The 21,247-nt window shown below is 69.6% G+C and carries 15 protein-coding genes and 3 rRNA genes; 16 read left to right on the top strand and 2 right to left on the bottom strand.

Annotated elements, in window-relative coordinates; genetic code table 11:
• Positions 1–5 precede the first annotated feature (5 nt).
• The 4 genes from CP977_RS15490 (at position 6) to ilvD (ending at position 4,566) form a co-directional block, all read left to right on the top strand.
• Entirely contained in the window at positions 6–938 is a 933-nt protein-coding gene (locus CP977_RS15490; protein ID WP_062754453.1) for a Ppx/GppA family phosphatase, read from the top strand.
• Positions 939–1,022: 84 nt separating this feature from the next.
• A complete protein-coding gene (locus CP977_RS15485; protein WP_183953370.1) occupies positions 1,023–1,859 on the top strand; it encodes a sugar phosphate isomerase/epimerase family protein in 837 nt (278 codons plus the stop codon).
• A 16-nt stretch (positions 1,860–1,875) separates the two neighbouring features.
• Positions 1,876–2,583, top strand: a complete 708-nt coding sequence (locus tag CP977_RS15480; RefSeq protein WP_079131150.1) for a TetR/AcrR family transcriptional regulator — start codon at positions 1,876–1,878, stop codon at positions 2,581–2,583.
• Between the two features lie 129 nt (positions 2,584–2,712).
• A complete protein-coding gene (ilvD, locus tag CP977_RS15475; protein ID WP_109186919.1) occupies positions 2,713–4,566 on the top strand; it encodes a dihydroxy-acid dehydratase in 1,854 nt (617 codons plus the stop codon).
• 158 nt (positions 4,567–4,724) lie between these two features.
• Here the strand turns inward: ilvD and CP977_RS15470 are convergent, their stop codons facing one another.
• A complete protein-coding gene (locus CP977_RS15470; protein ID WP_152370311.1) occupies positions 4,725–6,857 on the bottom strand; it encodes a serine/threonine-protein kinase in 2,133 nt (710 codons plus the stop codon).
• Positions 6,858–6,994: 137 nt separating this feature from the next.
• On the opposite strand from CP977_RS15470, the gene CP977_RS15465 reads away from it, so the two are divergent.
• From CP977_RS15465 to proC, 5 genes are all read left to right on the top strand, one after another.
• Positions 6,995–7,300, top strand: a complete 306-nt coding sequence (locus CP977_RS15465) for an SH3 domain-containing protein (RefSeq protein WP_062754459.1) — start codon at positions 6,995–6,997, stop codon at positions 7,298–7,300.
• A gap of 151 nt (positions 7,301–7,451) precedes the next feature.
• Positions 7,452–8,027: a hypothetical protein gene (locus CP977_RS15460; RefSeq protein WP_062754461.1), complete on the top strand. Its 576-nt coding sequence runs from the start codon at positions 7,452–7,454 to the stop codon at positions 8,025–8,027.
• Positions 8,028–8,082: 55 nt separating this feature from the next.
• The gene (locus CP977_RS15455) at positions 8,083–8,946 is read left to right on the top strand and encodes an ABC transporter ATP-binding protein (RefSeq protein WP_229991700.1); all 864 of its coding nucleotides are present in this window, start codon (positions 8,083–8,085) and stop codon (positions 8,944–8,946) included.
• Positions 8,943–9,680 (top strand): ABC transporter permease, encoded by a 738-nt coding sequence (locus tag CP977_RS15450; protein ID WP_062754463.1) that lies wholly within the window; start codon positions 8,943–8,945, stop codon positions 9,678–9,680. The genes CP977_RS15455 and CP977_RS15450 overlap by 4 nt, the downstream gene beginning before the upstream one ends.
• 85 nt (positions 9,681–9,765) lie before the next feature.
• A complete protein-coding gene (proC, locus tag CP977_RS15445; protein ID WP_062754465.1) occupies positions 9,766–10,575 on the top strand; it encodes a pyrroline-5-carboxylate reductase in 810 nt (269 codons plus the stop codon).
• Positions 10,576–10,620: 45 nt separating this feature from the next.
• Here the strand turns inward: proC and CP977_RS15440 are convergent, their stop codons facing one another.
• The gene (locus CP977_RS15440) at positions 10,621–11,208 is read right to left on the bottom strand and encodes a cysteine hydrolase family protein (protein WP_152370310.1); all 588 of its coding nucleotides are present in this window, start codon (positions 11,206–11,208) and stop codon (positions 10,621–10,623) included.
• 75 nt (positions 11,209–11,283) lie between these two features.
• On the opposite strand from CP977_RS15440, the gene CP977_RS15435 reads away from it, so the two are divergent.
• The 7 genes from CP977_RS15435 to CP977_RS15400 all read left to right on the top strand — a co-directional run bounded on the left by CP977_RS15435 (position 11,284) and on the right by CP977_RS15400 (position 21,200).
• Entirely contained in the window at positions 11,284–12,288 is a 1,005-nt protein-coding gene (locus CP977_RS15435; protein WP_152370309.1) for a GlxA family transcriptional regulator, read from the top strand.
• A 649-nt stretch (positions 12,289–12,937) separates the two neighbouring features.
• Positions 12,938–14,463: ribosomal RNA gene (locus tag CP977_RS15425) — 16S ribosomal RNA — on the top strand.
• A 286-nt stretch (positions 14,464–14,749) separates the two neighbouring features.
• A 23S ribosomal RNA gene (locus CP977_RS15420) occupies positions 14,750–17,872 on the top strand.
• Positions 17,873–17,954: 82 nt separating this feature from the next.
• Positions 17,955–18,071: ribosomal RNA gene (gene rrf / locus CP977_RS15415) — 5S ribosomal RNA — on the top strand.
• The 16S, 23S and 5S rRNA genes sit together here, the layout of an rRNA operon.
• Before the next feature lie 78 nt (positions 18,072–18,149).
• A complete protein-coding gene (locus CP977_RS15410; protein ID WP_062754471.1) occupies positions 18,150–18,797 on the top strand; it encodes an HAD family hydrolase in 648 nt (215 codons plus the stop codon).
• A 56-nt stretch (positions 18,798–18,853) separates the two neighbouring features.
• A complete protein-coding gene (locus tag CP977_RS15405; RefSeq protein ID WP_152370307.1) occupies positions 18,854–20,056 on the top strand; it encodes an MFS transporter in 1,203 nt (400 codons plus the stop codon).
• Entirely contained in the window at positions 20,025–21,200 is a 1,176-nt protein-coding gene (locus tag CP977_RS15400; RefSeq protein WP_062754475.1) for an acetoin utilization protein AcuC, read from the top strand. Before CP977_RS15405 ends, CP977_RS15400 begins: the two co-directional genes overlap by 32 nt.
• Positions 21,201–21,247 lie beyond the last annotated feature (47 nt).

Genomic DNA, 21,247 nt, shown 5'->3' with positions numbered 1-21,247 from the left:
CGCCCATGAGACTCGGAGTCCTCGACGTCGGTTCGAACACGGTGCACCTCCTGGTGGTGGACGCGCACCCCGGCGCCCGCCCCCTGCCCGCCCACTCCCACAAGGCGGAACTGCGCCTCGCCGAACTCCTCGACGCGCGGGGAGCGATCGCCCCCGACGGCGTCGAACGGCTGGTCGCGACCGTCCGGGACGCGCTCCACGCCGCCGAGGACAAGGGCTGCGAGGAGGTGCTGCCGTTCGCGACCTCCGCCGTCCGCGAGGCCGTCAACGCCGACGCCGTCCTGGCCCGGGTCAAGGACGAGACCGGCATCGACCTCCAGGTCCTCACCGGCGAGGAGGAGGCCCGCCTCACCTTCCTCGCCGCCCGCCGCTGGTTCGGCTGGTCCGCCGGCAAGCTCCTCCTCCTCGACATCGGCGGCGGCTCCCTCGAAGTCGCGTACGGCATCGACGAGGACCCCGACACGGCCGTCTCCCTGCCGCTCGGCGCGGGCCGGCTGACCGCCGGCTGGCTGCCGGGCGACCCGGCCGACAGCGCCGACGTGAAGGCGCTGCGCCGCCACGTGCGCGCGCAGATCGCCCGCACGGTCGGCGAGTTCAGCCGCTTCGGCCGCCCCGACCACGTCGTCGCCACCTCCAAGACCTTCAAGCAGCTCGCCAGGATCGCGGGGGCGGCCGGCTCGGGCGAGGGCCTGCACGTCCAGCGGATCCTGACCCGCAGGTCCCTGGAGGAGTGGGTGCCGCGCCTGGCCGGGATGACCGTCGTCGAGCGCGCGGCCCTGCCGGGCGTCTCGGAGGGCCGCGCCGGCCAGCTCCTCGCGGGCGCGCTCGTCGCGGAGGGCGCGATGGACCTCCTCGGCGTCGAGGAGCTGGAGATCTGCCCCTGGGCCCTGCGCGAGGGCGTCATCCTGCGCCGTCTGGACCATCTGCCGGAGGAGTGAGCGGAGGGCGTTCACGGCTCCGGGGCGGCCCGGCGTGACCCGAACCACCCTCCGGCGCCCCGGCCCGCCCCGTACCCTGTCTGCGTGGCAGAACCAGTGGTGCGCGTCCCGGATGCGAAGGTCGCCCTGTCGACGGCCTCGGTCTATCCGGAGTCGACGGCGACGGCCTTCGAGGTCGCCGCGCGCCTCGGCTACGACGGCGTCGAGGTCATGGTGTGGACCGACCCCGTCAGCCAGGACGTCGAGGCCCTGCGCCGGCTCTCCGACTACCACCGGGTGCCGATCCTGGCCGTCCACGCCCCCTGTCTCCTCATCACCCAGCGCGTCTGGTCCACCGACCCGTGGGTCAAGCTCCAGCGGGCCCGGACGGCGGCCGAGAAGCTCGGCGCCTCCACGGTCGTCGTGCACCCGCCGTTCCGCTGGCAGCGCCAGTACGCCCGCGACTTCGTGAGCGGCATCTGGCGGATGGCGGACGAGACCGACGTGCGGTTCGCGGTCGAGAACATGTACCCCTGGCGGTACAAGGACCGCGAGATGCTCGCGTACGCCCCCGAGTGGGACGTCACCAAGGACGACTACCGGCACTACACCGTGGACCTCTCGCACACCGCGACCGCCCGCACCGACGCCCTCGCCATGATCGACCGCATGGGCGACCGGCTCGGCCACGTGCACCTCGCCGACGGCCGGGGCTCCGCCAAGGACGAGCACCTGGTCCCGGGGCGCGGCACCCAGCCCTGCGCCGAGCTCCTGGAGCGGCTCGCGGTGACCGGCTTCGACGGGCACGTCGTCATCGAGGTCAACACCCGCCGCGCGATGTCGGCCGCCGAGCGCGAGGCGGACCTCGCGGAGGCCCTGGCCTTCACCCGGCTCCACCTCGCCTCCGCCGCCGGGCGCCCCTCCCGGACCCCGCGCCCGTGACGGGACCGGAGCAACCGTGACCGCCCAGGACCCCGGGGCCGGCCCCGCCCCCGCGACCGGCCAGAGCCCCGAGACCGGTACCGGACCCGAGGCCGGATCCGGTACCGGCCCCCAGGCCGCCCCCGCCCCCCGCCGCCGCGGCCGCCCCTCCCGCACCGCCGAGGAGAGCGGGCCGGGCGCCCGCGCCCGCATCCTGGAGGCGGCCCGCGACCAGTTCGCCGAGCGCGGCTACGACAAGGCCTCGGTGCGCGGCATCGCCCGCGCGGCCGGGGTGGACCCGGCCCTCGTGCACCACTACTTCGGGTCGAAGGACGAGGTCTTCGCCGCCGCCGTCGAGGTCTCCTTCGAGCCCGCGACCGTCGTCCCGGCGATCGTCTCCGGCCCCCGCGACGGCATCGGCGAGCGCCTCGCCCGCTTCTTCATCGGCGTCTGGGAGAACCCGGCCAGCCGCGCCCCGCTCCTCGCGATCGTGCGCTCCGCGCTGACCCACGAGGCGGCGGCCGCGGTCCTGCGGACCTTCGTGCTGCGGCGGCTCCTGGAACGGATCGCCGCCGAGCTCGACGTACCGGACCCGAAGTTCCGCGCGGAGCTGGCCGCCTCGCACATGATCGGGATCGCGATCCTGCGGTACGTGATCCGGGTCGAGCCGCTGGCCTCCGCCGACCCGGAGGCGATCGTCGCCCAGGTGGCCCCGACCCTCCAGCGCTACCTGACCGAGAGCTGACGGGTCCGCCTCCCCGGACACCTGACCGAAAGCTGAACACCCTGTCCGCCATGCGGACGCGCTGTCCAGATCTTGGTCCGGCGGCGTACGCTCGAAGGCAAGCACACCCGTCACGAGGAGCGAGCGACGATGCCCGAGCTGAGGTCCCGCACTGTCACCCACGGCCGCAACATGGCGGGCGCACGCGCCCTTATGCGCGCCTCCGGTGTACCCGGCGCGGACATCGGCCGGAAGCCGATCATCGCGGTCGCCAACTCCTTCACGGAGTTCGTCCCCGGCCACACCCACCTCCAGCCGGTCGGCCGGATCGTCTCCGAGGCCATCACGGCCGCCGGGGCCATCCCCCGCGAGTTCAACACCATCGCCGTGGACGACGGCATCGCGATGGGCCACGGCGGCATGCTCTACAGCCTGCCCTCCCGCGACCTGATCGCGGACAGCGTGGAGTACATGGTCGAGGCGCACTGCGCCGACGCCCTGATCTGCATCTCCAACTGCGACAAGATCACCCCCGGCATGCTGATGGCCGCCCTGCGCCTCGACATCCCGACGGTCTTCGTCTCCGGCGGCCCCATGGAGTCCGGCCGCGCCACCCTCGTCGACGGCACGGTCCGCACGCTCGACCTGGTCGACGCGATCTCCGACGCCGTGAACCCCAAGATCTCCGACGAGGACATCCTCCGCATCGAGGAGAACGCCTGCCCGACCTGCGGGTCCTGTTCCGGCATGTTCACCGCCAACTCGATGAACTGCCTGACCGAGGCCATCGGCCTCTCCCTCCCCGGCAACGGCTCGGTCCTCGCCACCCACACCGCCCGCCGCGCCCTCTACGAGAACGCCGCCCGCACGGTCGTGGACATCACCCGCCGGTACTACGACGAGGACGACGCCTCCGTCCTGCCCCGCTCGATCGCGACCCGCGCCGCCTTCGAGAACGCCATGGCCCTCGACATCGCCATGGGCGGCTCCACCAACACGATCCTGCACCTGCTCGCCGCCGCCCAGGAGGCCGAGCTGGACTACGGCCTGCCCGACATGGACGAGGTCTCGCGCCGCGTCCCCTGCCTGGCCAAGGTCGCCCCGAACGTCGCCAAGGACCGCACGTACTACATGGAGGACGTGCACCGCGCCGGCGGCATCCCCGCCATCCTCGGCGAGCTCTACCGCGCCGGCCTGCTCAACGAGGACGTCCACTCCGTCCACTCCCGCTCCATCAAGGAGTGGCTGGACGCCTGGGACGTGCGCGGCGGCTCCCCGACCGAGGAGGCCGTCGAGCTGTGGCACGCGGCCCCCGGCTGCGTCCGCTCCGCCACCGCCTTCTCCCAGTCCGAGCGCTGGGAGGCCCTCGACACGGACGCGGCCGGCGGCTGCATCCGCGACGCCGAGCACGCGTACTCGAAGGACGGCGGCCTCGCGGTCCTGCACGGCAACCTCGCCGCCGACGGCTGCGTCGTGAAGACGGCCGGCGTCGACGAGTCCATCTGGACCTTCGAGGGCCCGGCGGTCGTCTGCGAGTCGCAGGAGGAGGCCGTCGAGAAGATCCTCAACAAGCAGGTCAAGGACGGCGACGTGGTCGTCATCCGCTACGAGGGCCCCAAGGGCGGCCCCGGCATGCAGGAGATGCTCTACCCGACCTCCTTCCTCAAGGGCCGGGGCCTGGGCAAGACCTGCGCCCTGGTCACCGACGGGCGCTTCTCCGGCGGCACCTCGGGCCTCTCCATCGGCCACGCCTCCCCGGAGGCGGCCTCGGGCGGCGTCATCGCCCTGGTCGAGGACGGCGACCGGGTCCGCATCGACATCCCGAACCGCTCGATCGACCTGCTCGTCGGCGACGACGTCCTCGCCGCCCGCCGCGAGGCCCTCGGCGGGGTGTACGCGCCCAAGAACCGCGAGCGCAAGGTCTCGGCGGCGCTGCGGGCGTACGCGGCGATGGCGACGAGCGCCGACAAGGGCGCGGTCCGGGACGTGACCAAGCTGGGCTGATCCCGGCGGGACGGACGTACGCGAGGGGGCCCGGGGCTTTTCGAAGCTCCGGGCCCCCTCACGCGTACGCGTACGGAAGCGCGACCCGTACACCGGCTCCCGGAAGGCGGCCGACCCCTCCACGCGTACGCGTACGGAGGTCTACCGGAGACGGGGGCTCACCAGGCCCCCGGATCGCCCGCGTCCACCGCGAACACGGACCCGTCCGGCGCCGTCCCGAACACCCGGTCCCCGGCGACGACCGGCGCGGGGACGGTCGTCGCGTACCCGAGCCTGCCGTCCCGCAGCCGGGGCCGGGTCTGCCCGAGGAGGGCGCCGCGCGCGGTGTCGACGGCGAGCAGCCGCCCGTCGGAGGCGGAGAAGTAGAGCCGGTCGCCGGGGCCGGTGACGGGGACGGACACGGTGCCGGCGGCGGTCTCCAGCTCCCAGCGGACGCGGCCGCCGGGAGCGGCGGTGTCCAGGGCGGTCAGCCGGCCCGTCGGCGTCAGCAGGTAGACGGTCGTGCCCCGCACGGCGAACCGGGGCTCGTCGAGGAGGGACGGCAGCGGGACGCGCCGGGTGGACCCCGAGGCGGGGTCGTGGACGACGACGGCGTCGGTGCGCGAGTCGAGGTTCACGGACCGCAGGAAGAGGACGCCGTCCGCACCCGTGCCCACCGGGACGAGGTCTCCGTCCAGGCGCTCCTGCCAGGCGATCCCGCCGCTCCTAGGGCGCAGGGCGCTGACGAGGGTGTGGGTCCCGCCGGCCGAGTTCTCGAAGACGGGCAGGAGGCCGGTCTCCGGCGCGTACTGGCCGAGGCGCGGCGCGGAGTGGCCGCGCAGCGCGTGGTCCCAGAGGAGTTCCCCCGTCGCGCCGTCCACGGCTCTCACCGTGCCCGAACCGCCGGTGAGGACCGTGTCGCCCGCTCCCCGCACGCCGCCGTGGCGTCCGGACGCGCCCGTGTCCCAGCGGGGAGCGCCGTCGGTCCCGTACGCCCGCAGGCGGTCGTCGTCGGAGACGACGCCGAGCAGGCCGCCGGAGAGCGGCACGGGCGCGGAGTGCTTCTCGCCGGGGGGCGCCGGCCGCGACCAAAGCGTGCGGCCGGTCGCGGGGTCGAGCCGCGCCACGCCGATGCCCCGGCCCGAGCAGAAGAGGGCGTCGCCGACGTACGCGCAGGCGGGCGCGGCGGGGTCGCCGTCCTGTTGCAGCGGGGTCTGCCACCCGGCGAACGCCCCGGCGGCCCCGGTCCGGCGCGGCTCCGGCGCGGGATCGCCCCCGCCGGACGGGACGGCGGCGAAGACCGCGCCGCCGGCCAGGACGAGGAGCGCGGCGGCCGTGACGGCCCGGTGGGGCGGCCACCGGCGCCGGGGCCGGTTCGTGGTCATGCGTACCGGAGTGTCCGCCTCCCAGGAGGCCGGGGGCCGGGGCTCGGGAGCGGGCGCGGAGGGGGCCCGCCGCTGCGACGGCACGAACGCCGTCGCCTCGTACGAGGGCGGCAGCAGCGCCGCCATGATCTCGGCCGGGGACGGGCGCTCCGCCGGCTCCTTGGCGAGGCAGCGCGCGACCAGCGGGGCGAGGTCGTCCGGAACGCCCGTCAGATCGGGCTCGTCGTGCACGACCTGGTACGCGACGATGTACGGGCTGTCGGAGTCGAACGGGCCGTGCCCGGTCGCGGCGTGCACGAGCACGGACCCGAGGGCGAACACGTCCGCCGCGGGACCGACCTCCCGGGGACGCTGGAACTGCTCGGGCGCCATGAAGGGCGGCGACCCGATCAGCTTCCCCGTCTCCGTGTGCAGGTCGCTGTCCACCGGCCGCGAGATGCCGAAGTCGATGACCTTCGGCCCGGTGTCCGTGAGCAGCACGTTGCTCGGCTTGAGGTCCCGGTGGACCACCCCGGCCCGGTGGATGTCGCGCAGCGCCTCCGCGAGCCCCGCCGTCAGCCGGCGCAGCCCGGCGGGGGAGAGGGGCCCGTTCCGCTTCACCTGGTCGGCGAGGGTGGGGCCGGGGACGTACAGCGTCGCCATCCAGGGGCGTACGGCGTCGGGGTCGGCGTCCACGACGGGCGCGGTGAAGGCGCCGCTCACCCGGCGCGCGGCCGCGACCTCCTGACGGAAGCGGGCCCGGAACTCCGGGTCCTCCGCGTACTGCCCGTGCACGACCTTGACCGCGAGCCGCAGCCCGGAGGGAGAGGTGGCCAGGTGGACCACGCCCATGCCGCCCGCGCCGAGACGGGCCTGGAGGCGGTACGCGCCCGCGTACTCGGGTCCTTCTGCTTCCCGGTCGGCACCGGCATCGCGCAACGGCGGCATCGCCCACCCCCGTGTGGTTCCCCGTCGAGTCCGCGCGCGTGCGCGACGCACGGAGCCTATTCCATGGTGCGTGCGATGTCGGAGGGGCTTGCTAGCCTGCGCGTCGCAGAGAGCGAATTCCAACGGGGGAGGCCGTCATGGCTGTCGAAGAGTCGAGCACCACCGCGGAACCGGACGAGGTGGTCTCCATGAGCGTCACGCGCTATCCGATCGCACCCGGCTACCGGGTCAACGTGCGCTCCGGCCCGGGCACGAAGTACGGCATCGTGCGCACGCTCCCGCTGGGCGCGAGCGTGCCGATCTACTGCCAGACGCCGGGCGAACGGGTCGCCGGCCCGTACGGCACCTCGAACATCTGGGACAACATCGCGAGCGACGAGTTCGTCTCGGACGCGTACGTGAGGACCGGCAGCGACGGCTACATGGCCCCCCGCTGCGGCTGACGCCGGGACCGCCACCGGCACGACGGGCCCCCGGGACGGCACCGCCCCCGGGGGCACGTCCCCGACTCCCGCGCGCGCACGGGCCGCGACGGCTCCGTGGCACGGCGCCGCGCCCGACCTGCCCGGACGCCGCCCGGGGATAATCGACCTCGTGAGCGACGACGAGCAGACCCCGCGTACGGCAGGCGGCACGGCGGACGGAAAGACCGCCGGGAGCGCCGCCGGAAAGACCGCCGCCACCGGCGGCCCCTCCGCCGGACCCCGCCCCGAGGAGATCCGTTTCTTCGGCACGACCTGGGTCGACCACAGCGGCCACTACGCACTGCGCCGCGCCGGCCTGGCCGCCGGTGCGCTCGCCGCCGCCGTCGCGGCCTGCTTCGTGCTGCGCTTCGCCTTCCAGGGCCTGCAGATCGCGAACACCGGCGGCCTCGTCAACGGCCTGGTCATCGTCATGTTCGCGGTCTGCAGCGCCATCGCCTGCCGCAAGACCTGGGAGGGCTTCCAGCGCCGGCCGGACGACCCGGCCCGCGAGGACTCCCTGCGCAGCCTCAAGGCGATCGGCTTCATCGGCTCGCTCCTCGCGTACGCCGCCCGCTGCCTGACCGAGGCGCCCGGCGAGAAGCTGCACCGCGCCGAGTACGAGGCGGCCCTCGCCCGCTACGAGAAGCGCCGGGGCTCCCGCACGGGCAACCCGGCAGCCCGCAGGAAGCCCAAGCGCGGCAAGTAACCCGACACCTTCCGGAAGCTTGACGGCCGGCACCCCCAGGCCCACTATTCATCACATGATGAATTATTCGGCGGACGGGAGCGGCGACCGGTCCGAAGCCGACGACACCGAAGCCGACGACCTCGAAACCACCGACCCCACCCCCGCGGCGATCACCGCCCGCTCCCTCACCGCCGTCCGCGGCGACCGCACCGTCCTGCGCGGCCTCGACCTCACCGTCCCGGCCGGCCGCATCACCGGCCTCCTCGGCCCCTCCGGCTGCGGCAAGACCACCCTCATGCGCGCGATCGTCGGCACCCAGGCCAAGGTCGGCGGCACCCTCACCGTCCTCGGCCGCCCCGCCGGCGACCCCGCCCTGCGCTCCCGCATCGGCTACGTCACCCAGGCCCCGTCCGTCTACGACGACCTCACCGTCCGGCAGAACCTCGACCACTTCGCCGCCGTCCTCCTCCCCGGCCGCGCCCACCGCCACGAGCGCCGCGCCGCCGTCGAACGGGCCGTCGCCGACGTCGACCTCACCTCCCGCGCCGACTCCCTCGCCGGCCGGCTCTCCGGCGGCCAGCGCAGCCGGGTCTCCCTCGCCGTCGCCCTCCTCGGCGCCCCCGAACTCCTCGTCCTGGACGAACCCACCGTCGGCCTCGACCCCGTCCTCCGCCGCGACCTGTGGGACCTCTTCCACCGCGTCGCCGCCGACCGCGGCACCACGCTCCTCGTCTCCTCCCACGTCATGGACGAGGCCGAGCGCTGCCACCGGCTCCTCCTCATGCGCGAGGGCGAGATCCTCGCCGAGGACACCCCCGAGGCCCTCCGCCGCCGCAACGACACCCCCACCGTCGAAGAGGCCTTCCTCCACCTGGTCGACGCGGCCGCCTCCCGCGAGAACCAGGATCAGCACCAGAACCAGGAGCCCCGGCCATGAGCAGCGCCCGCACCCTCGCCACCGCCGCCCGCGTCCTGCGCCAGCTGCGCCACGACCCGCGCTCGATCGCCCTCATGCTCCTCGTGCCGTGCGTGATGCTCTTCCTGCTCCGGTACGTCTTCGACGGCAGCCCCGGCACCTTCGACACCATCGGCGCCTCGCTCCTCGGCATCTTCCCGCTCATCACGATGTTCCTGGTGACCTCCATCGCCACCCTGCGCGAACGCACCTCCGGCACCCTGGAACGCCTGCTCGCCCTCCCCCTCGGCAAGGGCGACCTCATCGCCGGCTACGCCCTCGCCTTCGGACTCCTCGCCGTCGTCCAGTCCGCCCTCGCCACCGGCCTCGCCCTCTGGTTCCTCGGCCTCGACGTCGTCGGCTCCCCCTGGCTCCTGCTCCTGGTGGCCCTCCTCGACGCCCTCCTCGGCACCGCCCTCGGCCTCTTCGTCTCCGCCTTCGCCGCGTCCGAGTTCCAGGCCGTCCAGTTCATGCCGGCCGTGATCTTCCCCCAGCTCCTCCTCTGCGGCCTGTTCACCCCGCGCGACCGCATGGCCCCCGCCCTCGAAGCCGTCTCGAACGTCCTGCCCATGTCGTACGCCGTCGACGGCATGAACGAGGTCCTCCGCCACCCCGAGGTCACCGGTGCCTTCGTCCGCGACGTCCTCGTCGTCGCCGGCTCCGCCCTCCTCGTCCTCGCCCTCGGCGCCGCCACCCTCCGCCGCCGCACGGCCTGACCGCCCCTCGGACACCCACCGCACCACCACGACCCCCGGTGCGAGGATGACGACACGTACCCCCTCCGGCGAGGTGAACAGAGCCATGACCCAGACCGTCGCAGTCCTCGGCACCGGCAAGATCGGTGAAGCGCTCCTCAGCGGCATGATCCGCGCCGGCTGGCGCCCCGCGAACCTCCTGGTCACCGCCCGCCGCGCCGAGCGCGCCGAGGAGCTCCGCACCCGCTACGGCGTCGAGACCGTCACCAACGCCGAGGCCGCCAAGCGCGCCGACACCCTCATCCTGGCCGTCAAGCCCCAGGACATGGGCCGCCTCCTGGACGAGCTCGCCCCGCACGTCACCGCCGACCGCCTCGTCGTCAGCGCGGCAGCGGGCATCCCCACCTCCTTCATCGAGGAACGCCTCACCGCCGGCACCCCCGTCGTCCGCGTCATGCCGAACACCCCCGTTCTGGTGGACGAGGGCATGTCCGTCATCTCGGCCGGCAGCCACGCCACCCCCGACCACCTCGCCCACACCGAGGAGATCTTCGGCGGCGTCGGCAAGACCCTCCGCGTCCCCGAGTCCCAGCAGGACGCCGCCACCGCCCTCTCCGGCTCCGGCCCCGCGTACTTCTACTTCCTGGTCGAGGCCATGACCGACGCCGGCATCCTCCTCGGCCTGCCCCGCGCCCAGGCCCACGACCTCATCGTCCAGGCCGCCATCGGCGCCGCCGTGATGCTCCGCGACAGCGGCGAGCACCCGGTCAAGCTCCGCGAGGCCGTCACCTCCCCGGCCGGCACCACCATCAGCGCCATCCGCGAGCTGGAGAACCACGGCGTACGGGCCGCCCTCATCGCCGCCCTCGAAGCGGCCCGCGACCGCAGCCGCGAGCTCGCCTCCGGCAACGGCTGACGGCCCGCGCCGCCGCCGGGGCCACCGAACCCCGGCGGCTCGGGATCAGGCGGAGGCCCCCCGCACCACGTCCTCCGTGCCCACCACCTTCGCGAACCCGCCCCCGTGCAGGGAGACGGCCGTCGCCCGCGTCAGCTCGTCCGCGCCCGCCGTCCAGCCGTACGGCCCCTCCAGGTCGAAGGTGTGCATCGCGTCCAGCGGGAACACCACGTCGTATCCGAGGTTCCCGCCCATCCGGGCCGTCGTCTCGTTGCACATGTTCGTCTGGATCCCGACGACCACGATCTGCCCGACCCCGTGCCCCCGCAGCCACGCGTCCAGGGACGGCTCCCCGTAGAACGCCGAGTTCACGGACTTCACCACGAGCAGCTCGGGCCCGGAGCCCTTCCCCCGCCGCTCCTCCACGAAGTCCTTGAAGTCGTTCCCCCCGTGCCCCGCCCGCAGCGGCGACCGCGACCCCTCCGGCGAGTCGTGCCGCACGAAGACGACCGGCCGCCCGGTCTCCTGCCACAGATCGATCAGCACGGCGATGTTCCGCTCCGCCTCCGGATTGTTCCGCCTCCCCCAGTACTCCTCCTCGAAGCCCTTCTGCACGTCCACGACCACCAGCGCTGCGTTCTCCGCGATCTCCATGCCGACGATCCTTCCGCCGCCGGGCCTCGCGCCCCAGAGGGTGGAATGCCACCGACCGATGGTTTACTGCCACCCATGGCGCCGCCCCCGGAACCCCACCCCCAGCGCATCGCGCTCCTCGCCTTCCCGGGCGTCCGCGCCTTCGACGTCTCCGTCATCACCGAGGTCTGGGGCAGCGACCGCGCCCTCCGCGGCGTCCCCCCGTTCGCCCTCCACCGCGCGGCCACCGACCCGCACACCCCGGTACGCCTCCGGGGCGGCCTCACCCTGACTCCCGACCGCCCCCTGACCTGGCTGCACGACCTCACCCCCACGGACCTCGTGATCGTCCCCGGCATCGAGGACCCGGACGCCGACGTCCCGCCCCCGGTCCTCGACGCCCTCCGCCGCGCCCACTCCACCGGCGTCCCGGTGGCCTCCCTCTGCGCGGGCGCCTTCGTCCTGGCCCGAGCCGGCCTCCTCGACGGGCGCCGCGCGGTCACCCACTGGCACCTGGCCCGCACCCTCGCCGCCCGCCACCCGGCGGTACGGGTCGAACCCGACGCCCTCTTCGTGGAGGACTCCGGCATCTGGACCTCGGCCGGCACCGCGGCGGGCATCGACCTCTGCCTCCACCTCGTCCGTACGGCCCACGGCGCCGAAGCGGCCGCGACGGTGGCCCGCTCCATGGTCACGGCCCCCTTCCGTACGGGGACCCAGGCCCAGTTCATCGAGCACCCGACCCCCCGCGCCGACCGCGACGCCGACGCCCTCGCCGCCGTACGCGCCCACGCCCTGGCCCACCTCTCCGAACCCCACACGGTCGCGGGCCTCGCCGCCGTCGCCGGCATGTCCCCCCGCTCCTTCGCCCGCCACTTCCAGGCCACCACCGGCACCACCCCCCTGCACTGGCTCATCACCCAGCGCGTGGCCGCCGCCCAGAAGCTCCTGGAGCTCACCGACCACCCCCTCCCCGAGGTGGCCCGCCGCGCCGGCTTCGGCAGCGAGGTCACCATGCGCCAGCACTTCGCCTCCCACCTCTCCACCAGCCCCCGCGCCTACCGCAACGCCTTCCGCCACCGGGCCCCGGACCAGGCTTGACACGACCTCCCCGCCTCCGTAGTGTTCTCCGAGTTGTCCGACGTGAGCACCGACCCCGGTCGGCCCCGGACAGCCATTCCGCAAGAACCACAGAAGCCGACAGCGCTTTGCCGCGCCGTCATGCTTTCCGCGCGTTTTTGCGAAATGAGGAATCCGCGTTCGAAGGTTTGGACGCCGGCCCCCGATTAGCGTCGGAGGCGGGGAATCCGCTAAAGTCTCACTCGTCGGAACGGCCCAACAGCCGGAAAGACAACTCCCGCTGACTGGGAATCAGACGCCGAAAGGATCTGATAGAGTCGGAACCGCCGGAAGGGCCCGGAGCGAAAGCGAAAGGGGCCGGAAAGCACCGAGGAAATCGGGTCGGAAAGATCTGATAGAGTCGGAAACGCAGGACCGAAGGGAAAAGCCCGGAGGAAAGCCCGAGAGGGTGAGTACGAAGGAAGCGTCCGTTCCTTGAGAACTCAACAGCGTGCCAAAAATCAACGCCAGATTAGTTGATACCCCGTCCATCTTCGGATGGTCGAGGTTCCTTTGAAAAAGTCCACCCCTTCGGGGTGGCACACACAGCGAGGACGCTGTGGACAGCCGGCCTTATTCCGGTCTGGCTGTCCCGCTCAACGCGAGTGTCTCACCGGATATCCGGTAAACATTCACGGAGAGTTTGATCCTGGCTCAGGACGAACGCTGGCGGCGTGCTTAACACATGCAAGTCGAACGATGAAGCCCTTCGGGGTGGATTAGTGGCGAACGGGTGAGTAACACGTGGGCAATCTGCCCTTCACTCTGGGACAAGCCCTGGAAACGGGGTCTAATACCGGATACGACCTGCCGAGGCATCTCGGCGGGTGGAAAGCTCCGGCGGTGAAGGATGAGCCCGCGGCCTATCAGCTTGTTGGTGGGGTAATGGCCTACCAAGGCGACGACGGGTAGCCGGCCTGAGAGGGCGACCGGCCACACTGGGACTGAGACACGGCCCAGACTCCTACGGGAGGCAGCAGTGGGGAATATTGCACAATGGGCGCAAGCCTGATGCAGCGACGCCGCGTGAGGGATGACGGCCTTCGGGTTGTAAACCTCTTTCAGCAGGGAAGAAGCGCAAGTGACGGTACCTGCAGAAGAAGCGCCGGCTAACTACGTGCCAGCAGCCGCGGTAATACGTAGGGCGCAAGCGTTGTCCGGAATTATTGGGCGTAAAGAGCTCGTAGGCGGCTTGTCACGTCGGGTGTGAAAGCCCGGGGCTTAACCCCGGGTCTGCATCCGATACGGGCAGGCTAGAGTGTGGTAGGGGAGATCGGAATTCCTGGTGTAGCGGTGAAATGCGCAGATATCAGGAGGAACACCGGTGGCGAAGGCGGATCTCTGGGCCATTACTGACGCTGAGGAGCGAAAGCGTGGGGAGCGAACAGGATTAGATACCCTGGTAGTCCACGCCGTAAACGTTGGGAACTAGGTGTTGGCGACATTCCACGTCGTCGGTGCCGCAGCTAACGCATTAAGTTCCCCGCCTGGGGAGTACGGCCGCAAGGCTAAAACTCAAAGGAATTGACGGGGGCCCGCACAAGCAGCGGAGCATGTGGCTTAATTCGACGCAACGCGAAGAACCTTACCAAGGCTTGACATATACCGGAAAGCATCAGAGATGGTGCCCCCCTTGTGGTCGGTATACAGGTGGTGCATGGCTGTCGTCAGCTCGTGTCGTGAGATGTTGGGTTAAGTCCCGCAACGAGCGCAACCCTTGTCCTGTGTTGCCAGCATGCCCTTCGGGGTGATGGGGACTCACAGGAGACCGCCGGGGTCAACTCGGAGGAAGGTGGGGACGACGTCAAGTCATCATGCCCCTTATGTCTTGGGCTGCACACGTGCTACAATGGCCGGTACAAAGAGCTGCGATGCCGCGAGGCGGAGCGAATCTCAAAAAGCCGGTCTCAGTTCGGATTGGGGTCTGCAACTCGACCCCATGAAGTCGGAGTTGCTAGTAATCGCAGATCAGCATTGCTGCGGTGAATACGTTCCCGGGCCTTGTACACACCGCCCGTCACGTCACGAAAGTCGGTAACACCCGAAGCCGGTGGCCCAACCCCTTGTGGGAGGGAGCTGTCGAAGGTGGGACTGGCGATTGGGACGAAGTCGTAACAAGGTAGCCGTACCGGAAGGTGCGGCTGGATCACCTCCTTTCTAAGGAGCACAGCACCGGATGCAGACGAACGTTCTGCACGGTCAGCTCATGGGTGGAACGTTGATTAGTTGGCACAGTCAGGGACGAGAAACCGCTAGTACTGCTTCGGCGTGGAACACGGGATTCGAGGAACGGACTGTGCCTGGCACGTTGTTGGGTGTCTGAGGGTACGGCCGTCTGGTCGTCACCTTCGTGGATGCCGGCCCCAGTGAACTCACCGCGTGCGGTGAGGTGGTGGGTGGCTGGTCGTTGTTTGAGAACTACACAGTGGACGCGAGCATCTGTGGCCAAGTTTTTAAGGGCGCACGGTGGATGCCTTGGCACCAGGAACCGATGAAGGACGTGGGAGGCCACGATAGTCCCCGGGGAGCCGTCAACCAGGCTTTGATCCGGGGGTTTCCGAATGGGGAAACCCGGCAGTCGTCATGGGCTGTCACCCATGCCTGAACACATAGGGCATGTGGAGGGAACGAGGGGAAGTGAAACATCTCAGTACCCTCAGGAAGAGAAAACAACCGTGATTCCGGGAGTAGTGGCGAGCGAAACCGGATGAGGCCAAACCGTATGCGTGTGAGACCCGGCAGGGGTTGCGCATGCGGGGTTGTGGGATCTCTCTTTCACAGTCTGCCGGCTGTGAGGCGAGTCAGAAACCGTATGGATAGGCGAAGGACATGCGAAAGGTCCGGCGTAGAGGGTAAGACCCCCGTAGCTGAAATTCATGCGGCTCGTTTGAGAGACACCCAAGTAGCACGGGGCCCGAGAAATCCCGTGTGAATCTGGCGGGACCACCCGCTAAGCCTAAATATTCCCTGGTGACCGATAGCGGATAGTACCGTGAGGGAATGGTGAAAAGTACCGCGGGAGCGGAGTGAAATAGTACCTGAAACCGTGTGCCTACAAGCCGTGGGAGCGTCGGACACAAGCTTGCTTGTGTCTCGTGACTGCGTGCCTTTTGAAGAATGAGCCTGCGAGTTTGCGGTGTGTTGCGAGGTTAACCCGTGTGGGGAAGCCGTAGCGAAAGCGAGTCCGAACAGGGCGCTTTTAGTAGCACGCTCAAGACCCGAAGCGGAGTGATCTAGCCATGGGCAGGTTGAAGCGGAGGTAAGACTTCGTGGAGGACCGAACCCACCAGGGTTGAAAACCTGGGGGATGACCTGTGGTTAGGGGTGAAAGGCCAATCAAACTCCGTGATAGCTGGTTCTCCCCGAAATGCATTTAGGTGCAGCGTCGTGTGTTTCTTGCCGGAGGTAGAGCACTGGATAGGCGATGGGCCCTACCGGGTTACTGACCTTAGCCAAACTCCGAATGCCGGTAAGTGAGAGCACGGCAGTGAGACTGTGGGGGATAAGCTCCATGGTCGAGAGGGAAACAGCCCAGAGCATCGACTAAGGCCCCTAAGCGTACGCTAAGTGGGAAAGGATGTGGAGTCGCAGAGACAACCAGGAGGTTGGCTTAGAAGCAGCCACCCTTGAAAGAGTGCGTAATAGCTCACTGGTCAAGTGATTCCGCGCCGACAATGTAGCGGGGCTCAAGCGTACCGCCGAAGTCGTGTCATTGCAGCATGTACTCCCAACGGAGGCTGTGATGGGTAGGGGAGCGTCGTGTGCCGGGTGAAGCAGCCGCGGAAGCGAGTTGTGGACGGTTCACGAGTGAGAATGCAGGCATGAGTAGCGATACACACGTGAGAAACGTGTGCGCCGATTGACTAAGGGTTCCTGGGTCAAGCTGATCTGCCCAGGGTAAGTCGGGACCTAAGGCGAGGCCGACAGGCGTAGTCGATGGACAACCGGTTGATATTCCGGTACCCGCTTTGAAACGCCCAATATCGAATCAGGCGATGCTAAGTCCGTGAAGCCGCCCCGGAGCCTTCGGGCAAAGGGGAGTGGTGGAGCCGACGAACCAGACTTGTAGTAGGTAAGCGATGGGGTGACGCAGGAAGGTAGTCCAGCCCGGGCGGTGGTTGTCCCGGGGTAAGGGTGTAGGCCGTGTGATAGGCAAATCCGTCACACATCAAGGCTGAGACCTGATGCCGAGCCGATTGTGGTGAAGTGGATGATCCTATGCTGTCGAGAAAAGCCTCTAGCGAGTTTCATGGCGGCCCGTACCCTAAACCGACTCAGGTGGTCAGGTAGAGAATACCGAGGCGTTCGGGTGAACTATGGTTAAGGAACTCGGCAAAATGCCCCCGTAACTTCGGGAGAAGGGGGGCCATCACTGGTGAAGGAACTTGCTTCCTGAGCTGGGGGTGGCCGCAGAGACCAGCGAGAAGCGACTGTTTACTAAAAACACAGGTCCGTGCGAAGCCGTAAGGCGATGTATACGGACTGACGCCTGCCCGGTGCTGGAACGTTAAGGGGACCGGTTAGTGACCTTTCGGGGTTGCGAAGCTGAGAACTTAAGCGCCAGTAAACGGCGGTGGTAACTATAACCATCCTAAGGTAGCGAAATTCCTTGTCGGGTAAGTTCCGACCTGCACGAATGGCGTAACGACTTCTCGACTGTCTCAACCATAGGCCCGGTGAAATTGCACTACGAGTAAAGATGCTCGTTTCGCGCAGCAGGACGGAAAGACCCCGGGACCTTTACTACAGTTTGATATTGGTGTTCGGTTCGGCTTGTGTAGGATAGGTGGGAGACTGTGAAACCGTGACGCCAGTCATGGTGGAGTCGTCGTTGAAATACCACTCTGGTCGTGCTGGATGTCTAACCTCGGTCCGTGATCCGGATCAGGGACAGTGTCTGATGGGTAGTTTAACTGGGGCGGTTGCCTCCCAAAGGGTAACGGAGGCGCCCAAAGGTTCCCTCAGCCTGGTTGGCAATCAGGTGTTGAGTGTAAGTGCACAAGGGAGCTTGACTGTGAGACCGACGGGTCGAGCAGGGACGAAAGTCGGGACTAGTGATCCGGCGGTGGCTTGTGGAAGCGCCGTCGCTCAACGGATAAAAGGTACCCCGGGGATAACAGGCTGATCTTCCCCAAGAGTCCATATCGACGGGATGGTTTGGCACCTCGATGTCGGCTCGTCGCATCCTGGGGCTGGAGTCGGTCCCAAGGGTTGGGCTGTTCGCCCATTAAAGCGGTACGCGAGCTGGGTTTAGAACGTCGTGAGACAGTTCGGTCCCTATCCGCTGTGCGCGTAGGAATATTGAGAAGGGCTGTCCCTAGTACGAGAGGACCGGGACGGACGAACCTCTGGTGTGCCAGTTGTCCTGCCAAGGGCATGGCTGGTTGGCTACGTTCGGGAGGGATAACCGCTGAAAGCATCTAAGCGGGAAGCCTGCTTCGAGATGAGTATTCCCACCTCCTTGAGAGGGTAAGGCTCCCAGTAGACGACTGGGTTGATAGGCCGGATGTGGAAGCCCCGTAAGGGGTGGAGCTGACCGGTACTAATAGGCCGAGGGCTTGTCCTCAGTTGCTCGCGTCCACTGTGTTAGTTCTGAAGCAACGAACACGCCCCCTGCGGGGTGCGGCGGTTCGTGAACTTCATAGAGTTTCGGTGGTCATAGCGTTAGGGAAACGCCCGGTTACATTCCGAACCCGGAAGCTAAGCCTTTCAGCGCCGATGGTACTGCAGGGGGGACCCTGTGGGAGAGTAGGACACCGCCGAACAATTTTTAGCCTCAACCCCCGGACATTGTCCGGGGGTTGAGGCATTTTTGCGTTCCGGACCAGTTCTACGCTGGTGCCATGCGATACGACTTGGTCATCTTCGACAACGACGGTGTGCTGGTGGACAGCGAGCCGATCTCCAACACCCTGTTGGCCGGCTACCTGACGGAGCTCGGACACCCCACCTCGTACGAGGACTCGTTGCGGGACTACATGGGGTCCGCCATGCACCGCGTCCACGACCTGGTCGAGGAGCGGACCGGGCAGCGGTTGCCCGCGGACTTCGACGACGTCTTCCACGCGCGCGTCTTCGCCGCGTTCCGGGCCGAGTTGGAAGCCGTGCCCGGAGTCGAGGACGTGCTGAAGCGGCTCGTCGCGGCCGGTGTTCCGTACTGCGTGGCCTCCTCGGGGAGTCACGAGCGGATCAGGGTCGGGCACCGGAAGACCGGGCTCGACGCCTGGTTCCGGGACGAGAACGTCTTCAGCTCCGAGGACGTCGGCCGGGGCAAGCCGGCACCCGACCTGTTCCTGCACGCCGCCGCGCGGATGGGCGTCGAGCCCGGGCGGTGCGTGGTCGTCGAGGACAGCCGGCTCGGCGTGCAGGCCGCGATGGCCGCCGGGATGGACGTGTACGGGTTCACCGCGATGACCCCCGAGGAGAAGCTCGCCGGGGCCCGGGGGTTCTTCCGGAGGATGGACGAGCTCCCCATGATTCTGGGGATGTGATCTCCCCGCCGCCCAGGCCTACCCAGGGGTAGTTTTCGGTCGTACGCTGTGCCGCCATGACGGATGCGCGGTTGCGGCGTGGGCGGGGATCCCTGGCGTTCGGATTCTTCGTGCAGGGGGTCACCTTCGCCCTGCTCGTGACCCGGATACCCGCGATCCAGGACCGGTACGGGATATCCGACGCCCTGCTGCCCGCCTTCCTGGCCGCCGTGCCGATCCTCGCCGGAGTGGCGAGCGTGGTGACCGAGAAGGTCGTCGCCCGGGTGGGGCCGGCCGTGGTACTGCGCTGGTCGCAGCCCTTCGTCCTCCTGGCCCTGCTCGCCGTCGGCGCCGGTACGGAGCTGTGGCAGGCCGCCGTCGCCCTCGGGTTCTTCGGGCTCGCCGTGGGCGCCCTGGACGCGTCCATGAACATGCTGGGCGTGAGCCTCCAGCGGGCGTACGGGCGGAGCATCATGCTCGGCTTCCACGCCTCGTACAGCCTCGGCGGGATCGTCGGGGCCTCGCTCGCCTGGGTCGGGGCGCACTGGCACCTGTCGCTGTTCACGTCCTATCTGCCGGTCGTGGCCGTCCTGTTGCCCCTCGCGCTCGTCGGCAGCCGGTGGTACGTGGCCGGTGGCGACGGTCCCGTACCGGAGGAGAGTACGGAGAAGGGGAGCGGTGCGGTCGCGTTCACGCTGCTGCTGCCGCTCTGCCTCGTGATGACCTTCGCGTACATCGGGGACTCGACGGTCGCCAACTGGAGCGCCAAGTACCTCCAGGACGTGCTGCACGGCTCCGAGGAGCTGGCGACCGTGCCGTACAACGCGTACATGGTGACGACGCTCCTCGGGCGGGCCGTCGGGGACTTCGGGGTGCGCCGGCTCGGGGCCGCGGCGGTCGTGCGCGGCGGGGCCGTGCTCGCGGCGCTCGGATTCGGGCTCGTCGCGGCGGCGCCGGGCGCCTGGGCGGGGATTGCCGCGTTCACGCTCCTCGGGCTCGGGCTCAGCGTGCTCGTGCCGCAGACCTTCGCCGCCGCCGGGCGGCTCTTCCCCGGGAACAGCGACGCGGCCGTGGCCCGGCTCAACGTCTTCAACTACGTCGGGTTCCTCATCGGATCGCCGCTCGTGGGGGCGCTCGGGGACGCGTGGAGCTACCGGGGCGCGATGCTGGTGCCGATGGTGCTCGTCCTGGTGACGGTGGTGTACGCCACGTCGTTCGGCTCGCGGGGCGCCCGATACGGTGGCGGGCATGAGCGGCCGCGCACTGTTGATGTGGGATGAAGCTGTCACGCAGTACGACTTCGGGTCCGAGCATCCGATGGACCCGGTACGGCTCGCGCTGACGATGTCGCTGGTGCGGGCCTACGGGCTCGACCGGGCGGTCGACGTGGTCGCGGCGAAACCGGCCGGGGACTCGACGCTGCGGCTGGTGCACCGCGAGGACTACGTGACGGCCGTGCGGGCGGCCTCGGCCGATCCGCGCCACGCGGACCAGGCGTACGGGCTCGGCACGGTCGACGACCCGGCGTTCGCCGGGATGCACGAGGTGTCGGCGCTGATCGCCGGCCAGTCGGTGGGCGCGGCGGAGGCGATCTGGCGCGGGGAGGCCGCGCACGCGGTCAACTTCTCCGGCGGGCTGCACCACGCGATGCCCGGGGCGGCCGCCGGCTTCTGCATCTACAACGACGCCTCGCTCGCCATCGCCCGGCTGCTCGAACTGGGCGCGGAGCGGGTGGCGTACGTGGACGTGGACGTGCACCACGGGGACGGGGTGCAGGCGGCGTTCTGGGAGGACCCGCGGGTCCTGACGGTCTCGCTGCACGAGCACCCGAGGACGCTGTTCCCGCAGACCGGCTGGCCGGAGGAGACCGGCGCGCCGGGGGCCGGCGAGGGCGGGGCCGTGAACGTGGCGCTTCCGGCCGGGACCGGGGACGCGGGGTGGCTGCGGGCCTTCCACGCGGTCGTACCGGAACTGCTCGCGGACTTCCGGCCGCAGGTCCTCGTCACGCAGCACGGGGCGGACACGCACTTCGAGGACCCGCTCGCCCACCTGGCGGTCTCCCTCGACGCCCAGCGGGCGGTCCAGGAGGCCTGCCACGAGCTGGCGCACGAGCACGCCGGCGGGCGGTGGCTGGCGCTCGGCGGCGGCGGGTACGCGGTGGTCGACGTCGTCCCCCGGTCGTGGACGCACCTGGTGGGGATCGCGGCGCACGCGCCCGTGGACCCCGCGTCGGTGATCCCCTCGTCGTGGCGGGACGAGGTGTACGCGCGGACGCGGCAGTTGGGGCCCGCGCGGATGACGGACGGGCGCTGGCCGGTGGACTTCCGGGAGTGGGCCGAGGGGTACGACCCGGCCGACCGGCTCGACCAGGCGGTGATCGCGACCCGCAAGGCCGCCTTCCCGCTGCGGGGGCTGCTGGCCTAGGGCCCGTCCGGGGAACGCCCCGCCGGAAGTTACGCCGACGGTGGGGC

The sequence above is a fragment of the Streptomyces cinereoruber genome, from assembly GCF_009299385.1.
Classification (GTDB): domain Bacteria; phylum Actinomycetota; class Actinomycetes; order Streptomycetales; family Streptomycetaceae; genus Streptomyces; species Streptomyces bikiniensis.
Note: the sequence above shows the minus strand (reverse complement) of the source record. Positions and strands in the feature narration are given on the sequence as shown.

Coding starts and splice junctions, on each gene's coding strand:
- CP977_RS15490 (WP_062754453.1), top strand. CDS start 6: ATGAGACTCGGAGTCCTCGACGTCGGTTCGAACACGGTGCACCTCCTG.
- ilvD (WP_109186919.1), top strand. CDS start 2,713: ATGCCCGAGCTGAGGTCCCGCACTGTCACCCACGGCCGCAACATGGCG.
- CP977_RS15470 (WP_152370311.1), bottom strand. CDS start 6,857: ATGCCGCCGTTGCGCGATGCCGGTGCCGACCGGGAAGCAGAAGGACCC.
- CP977_RS15465 (WP_062754459.1), top strand. CDS start 6,995: ATGGCTGTCGAAGAGTCGAGCACCACCGCGGAACCGGACGAGGTGGTC.
- CP977_RS15455 (WP_229991700.1), top strand. CDS start 8,083: ATGATGAATTATTCGGCGGACGGGAGCGGCGACCGGTCCGAAGCCGAC.
- CP977_RS15450 (WP_062754463.1), top strand. CDS start 8,943: ATGAGCAGCGCCCGCACCCTCGCCACCGCCGCCCGCGTCCTGCGCCAG.
- proC (WP_062754465.1), top strand. CDS start 9,766: ATGACCCAGACCGTCGCAGTCCTCGGCACCGGCAAGATCGGTGAAGCG.
- CP977_RS15440 (WP_152370310.1), bottom strand. CDS start 11,208: ATGGAGATCGCGGAGAACGCAGCGCTGGTGGTCGTGGACGTGCAGAAG.
- CP977_RS15435 (WP_152370309.1), top strand. CDS start 11,284: ATGGCGCCGCCCCCGGAACCCCACCCCCAGCGCATCGCGCTCCTCGCC.
- CP977_RS15410 (WP_062754471.1), top strand. CDS start 18,150: ATGCGATACGACTTGGTCATCTTCGACAACGACGGTGTGCTGGTGGAC.
- CP977_RS15405 (WP_152370307.1), top strand. CDS start 18,854: ATGACGGATGCGCGGTTGCGGCGTGGGCGGGGATCCCTGGCGTTCGGA.
- CP977_RS15400 (WP_062754475.1), top strand. CDS start 20,025: ATGAGCGGCCGCGCACTGTTGATGTGGGATGAAGCTGTCACGCAGTAC.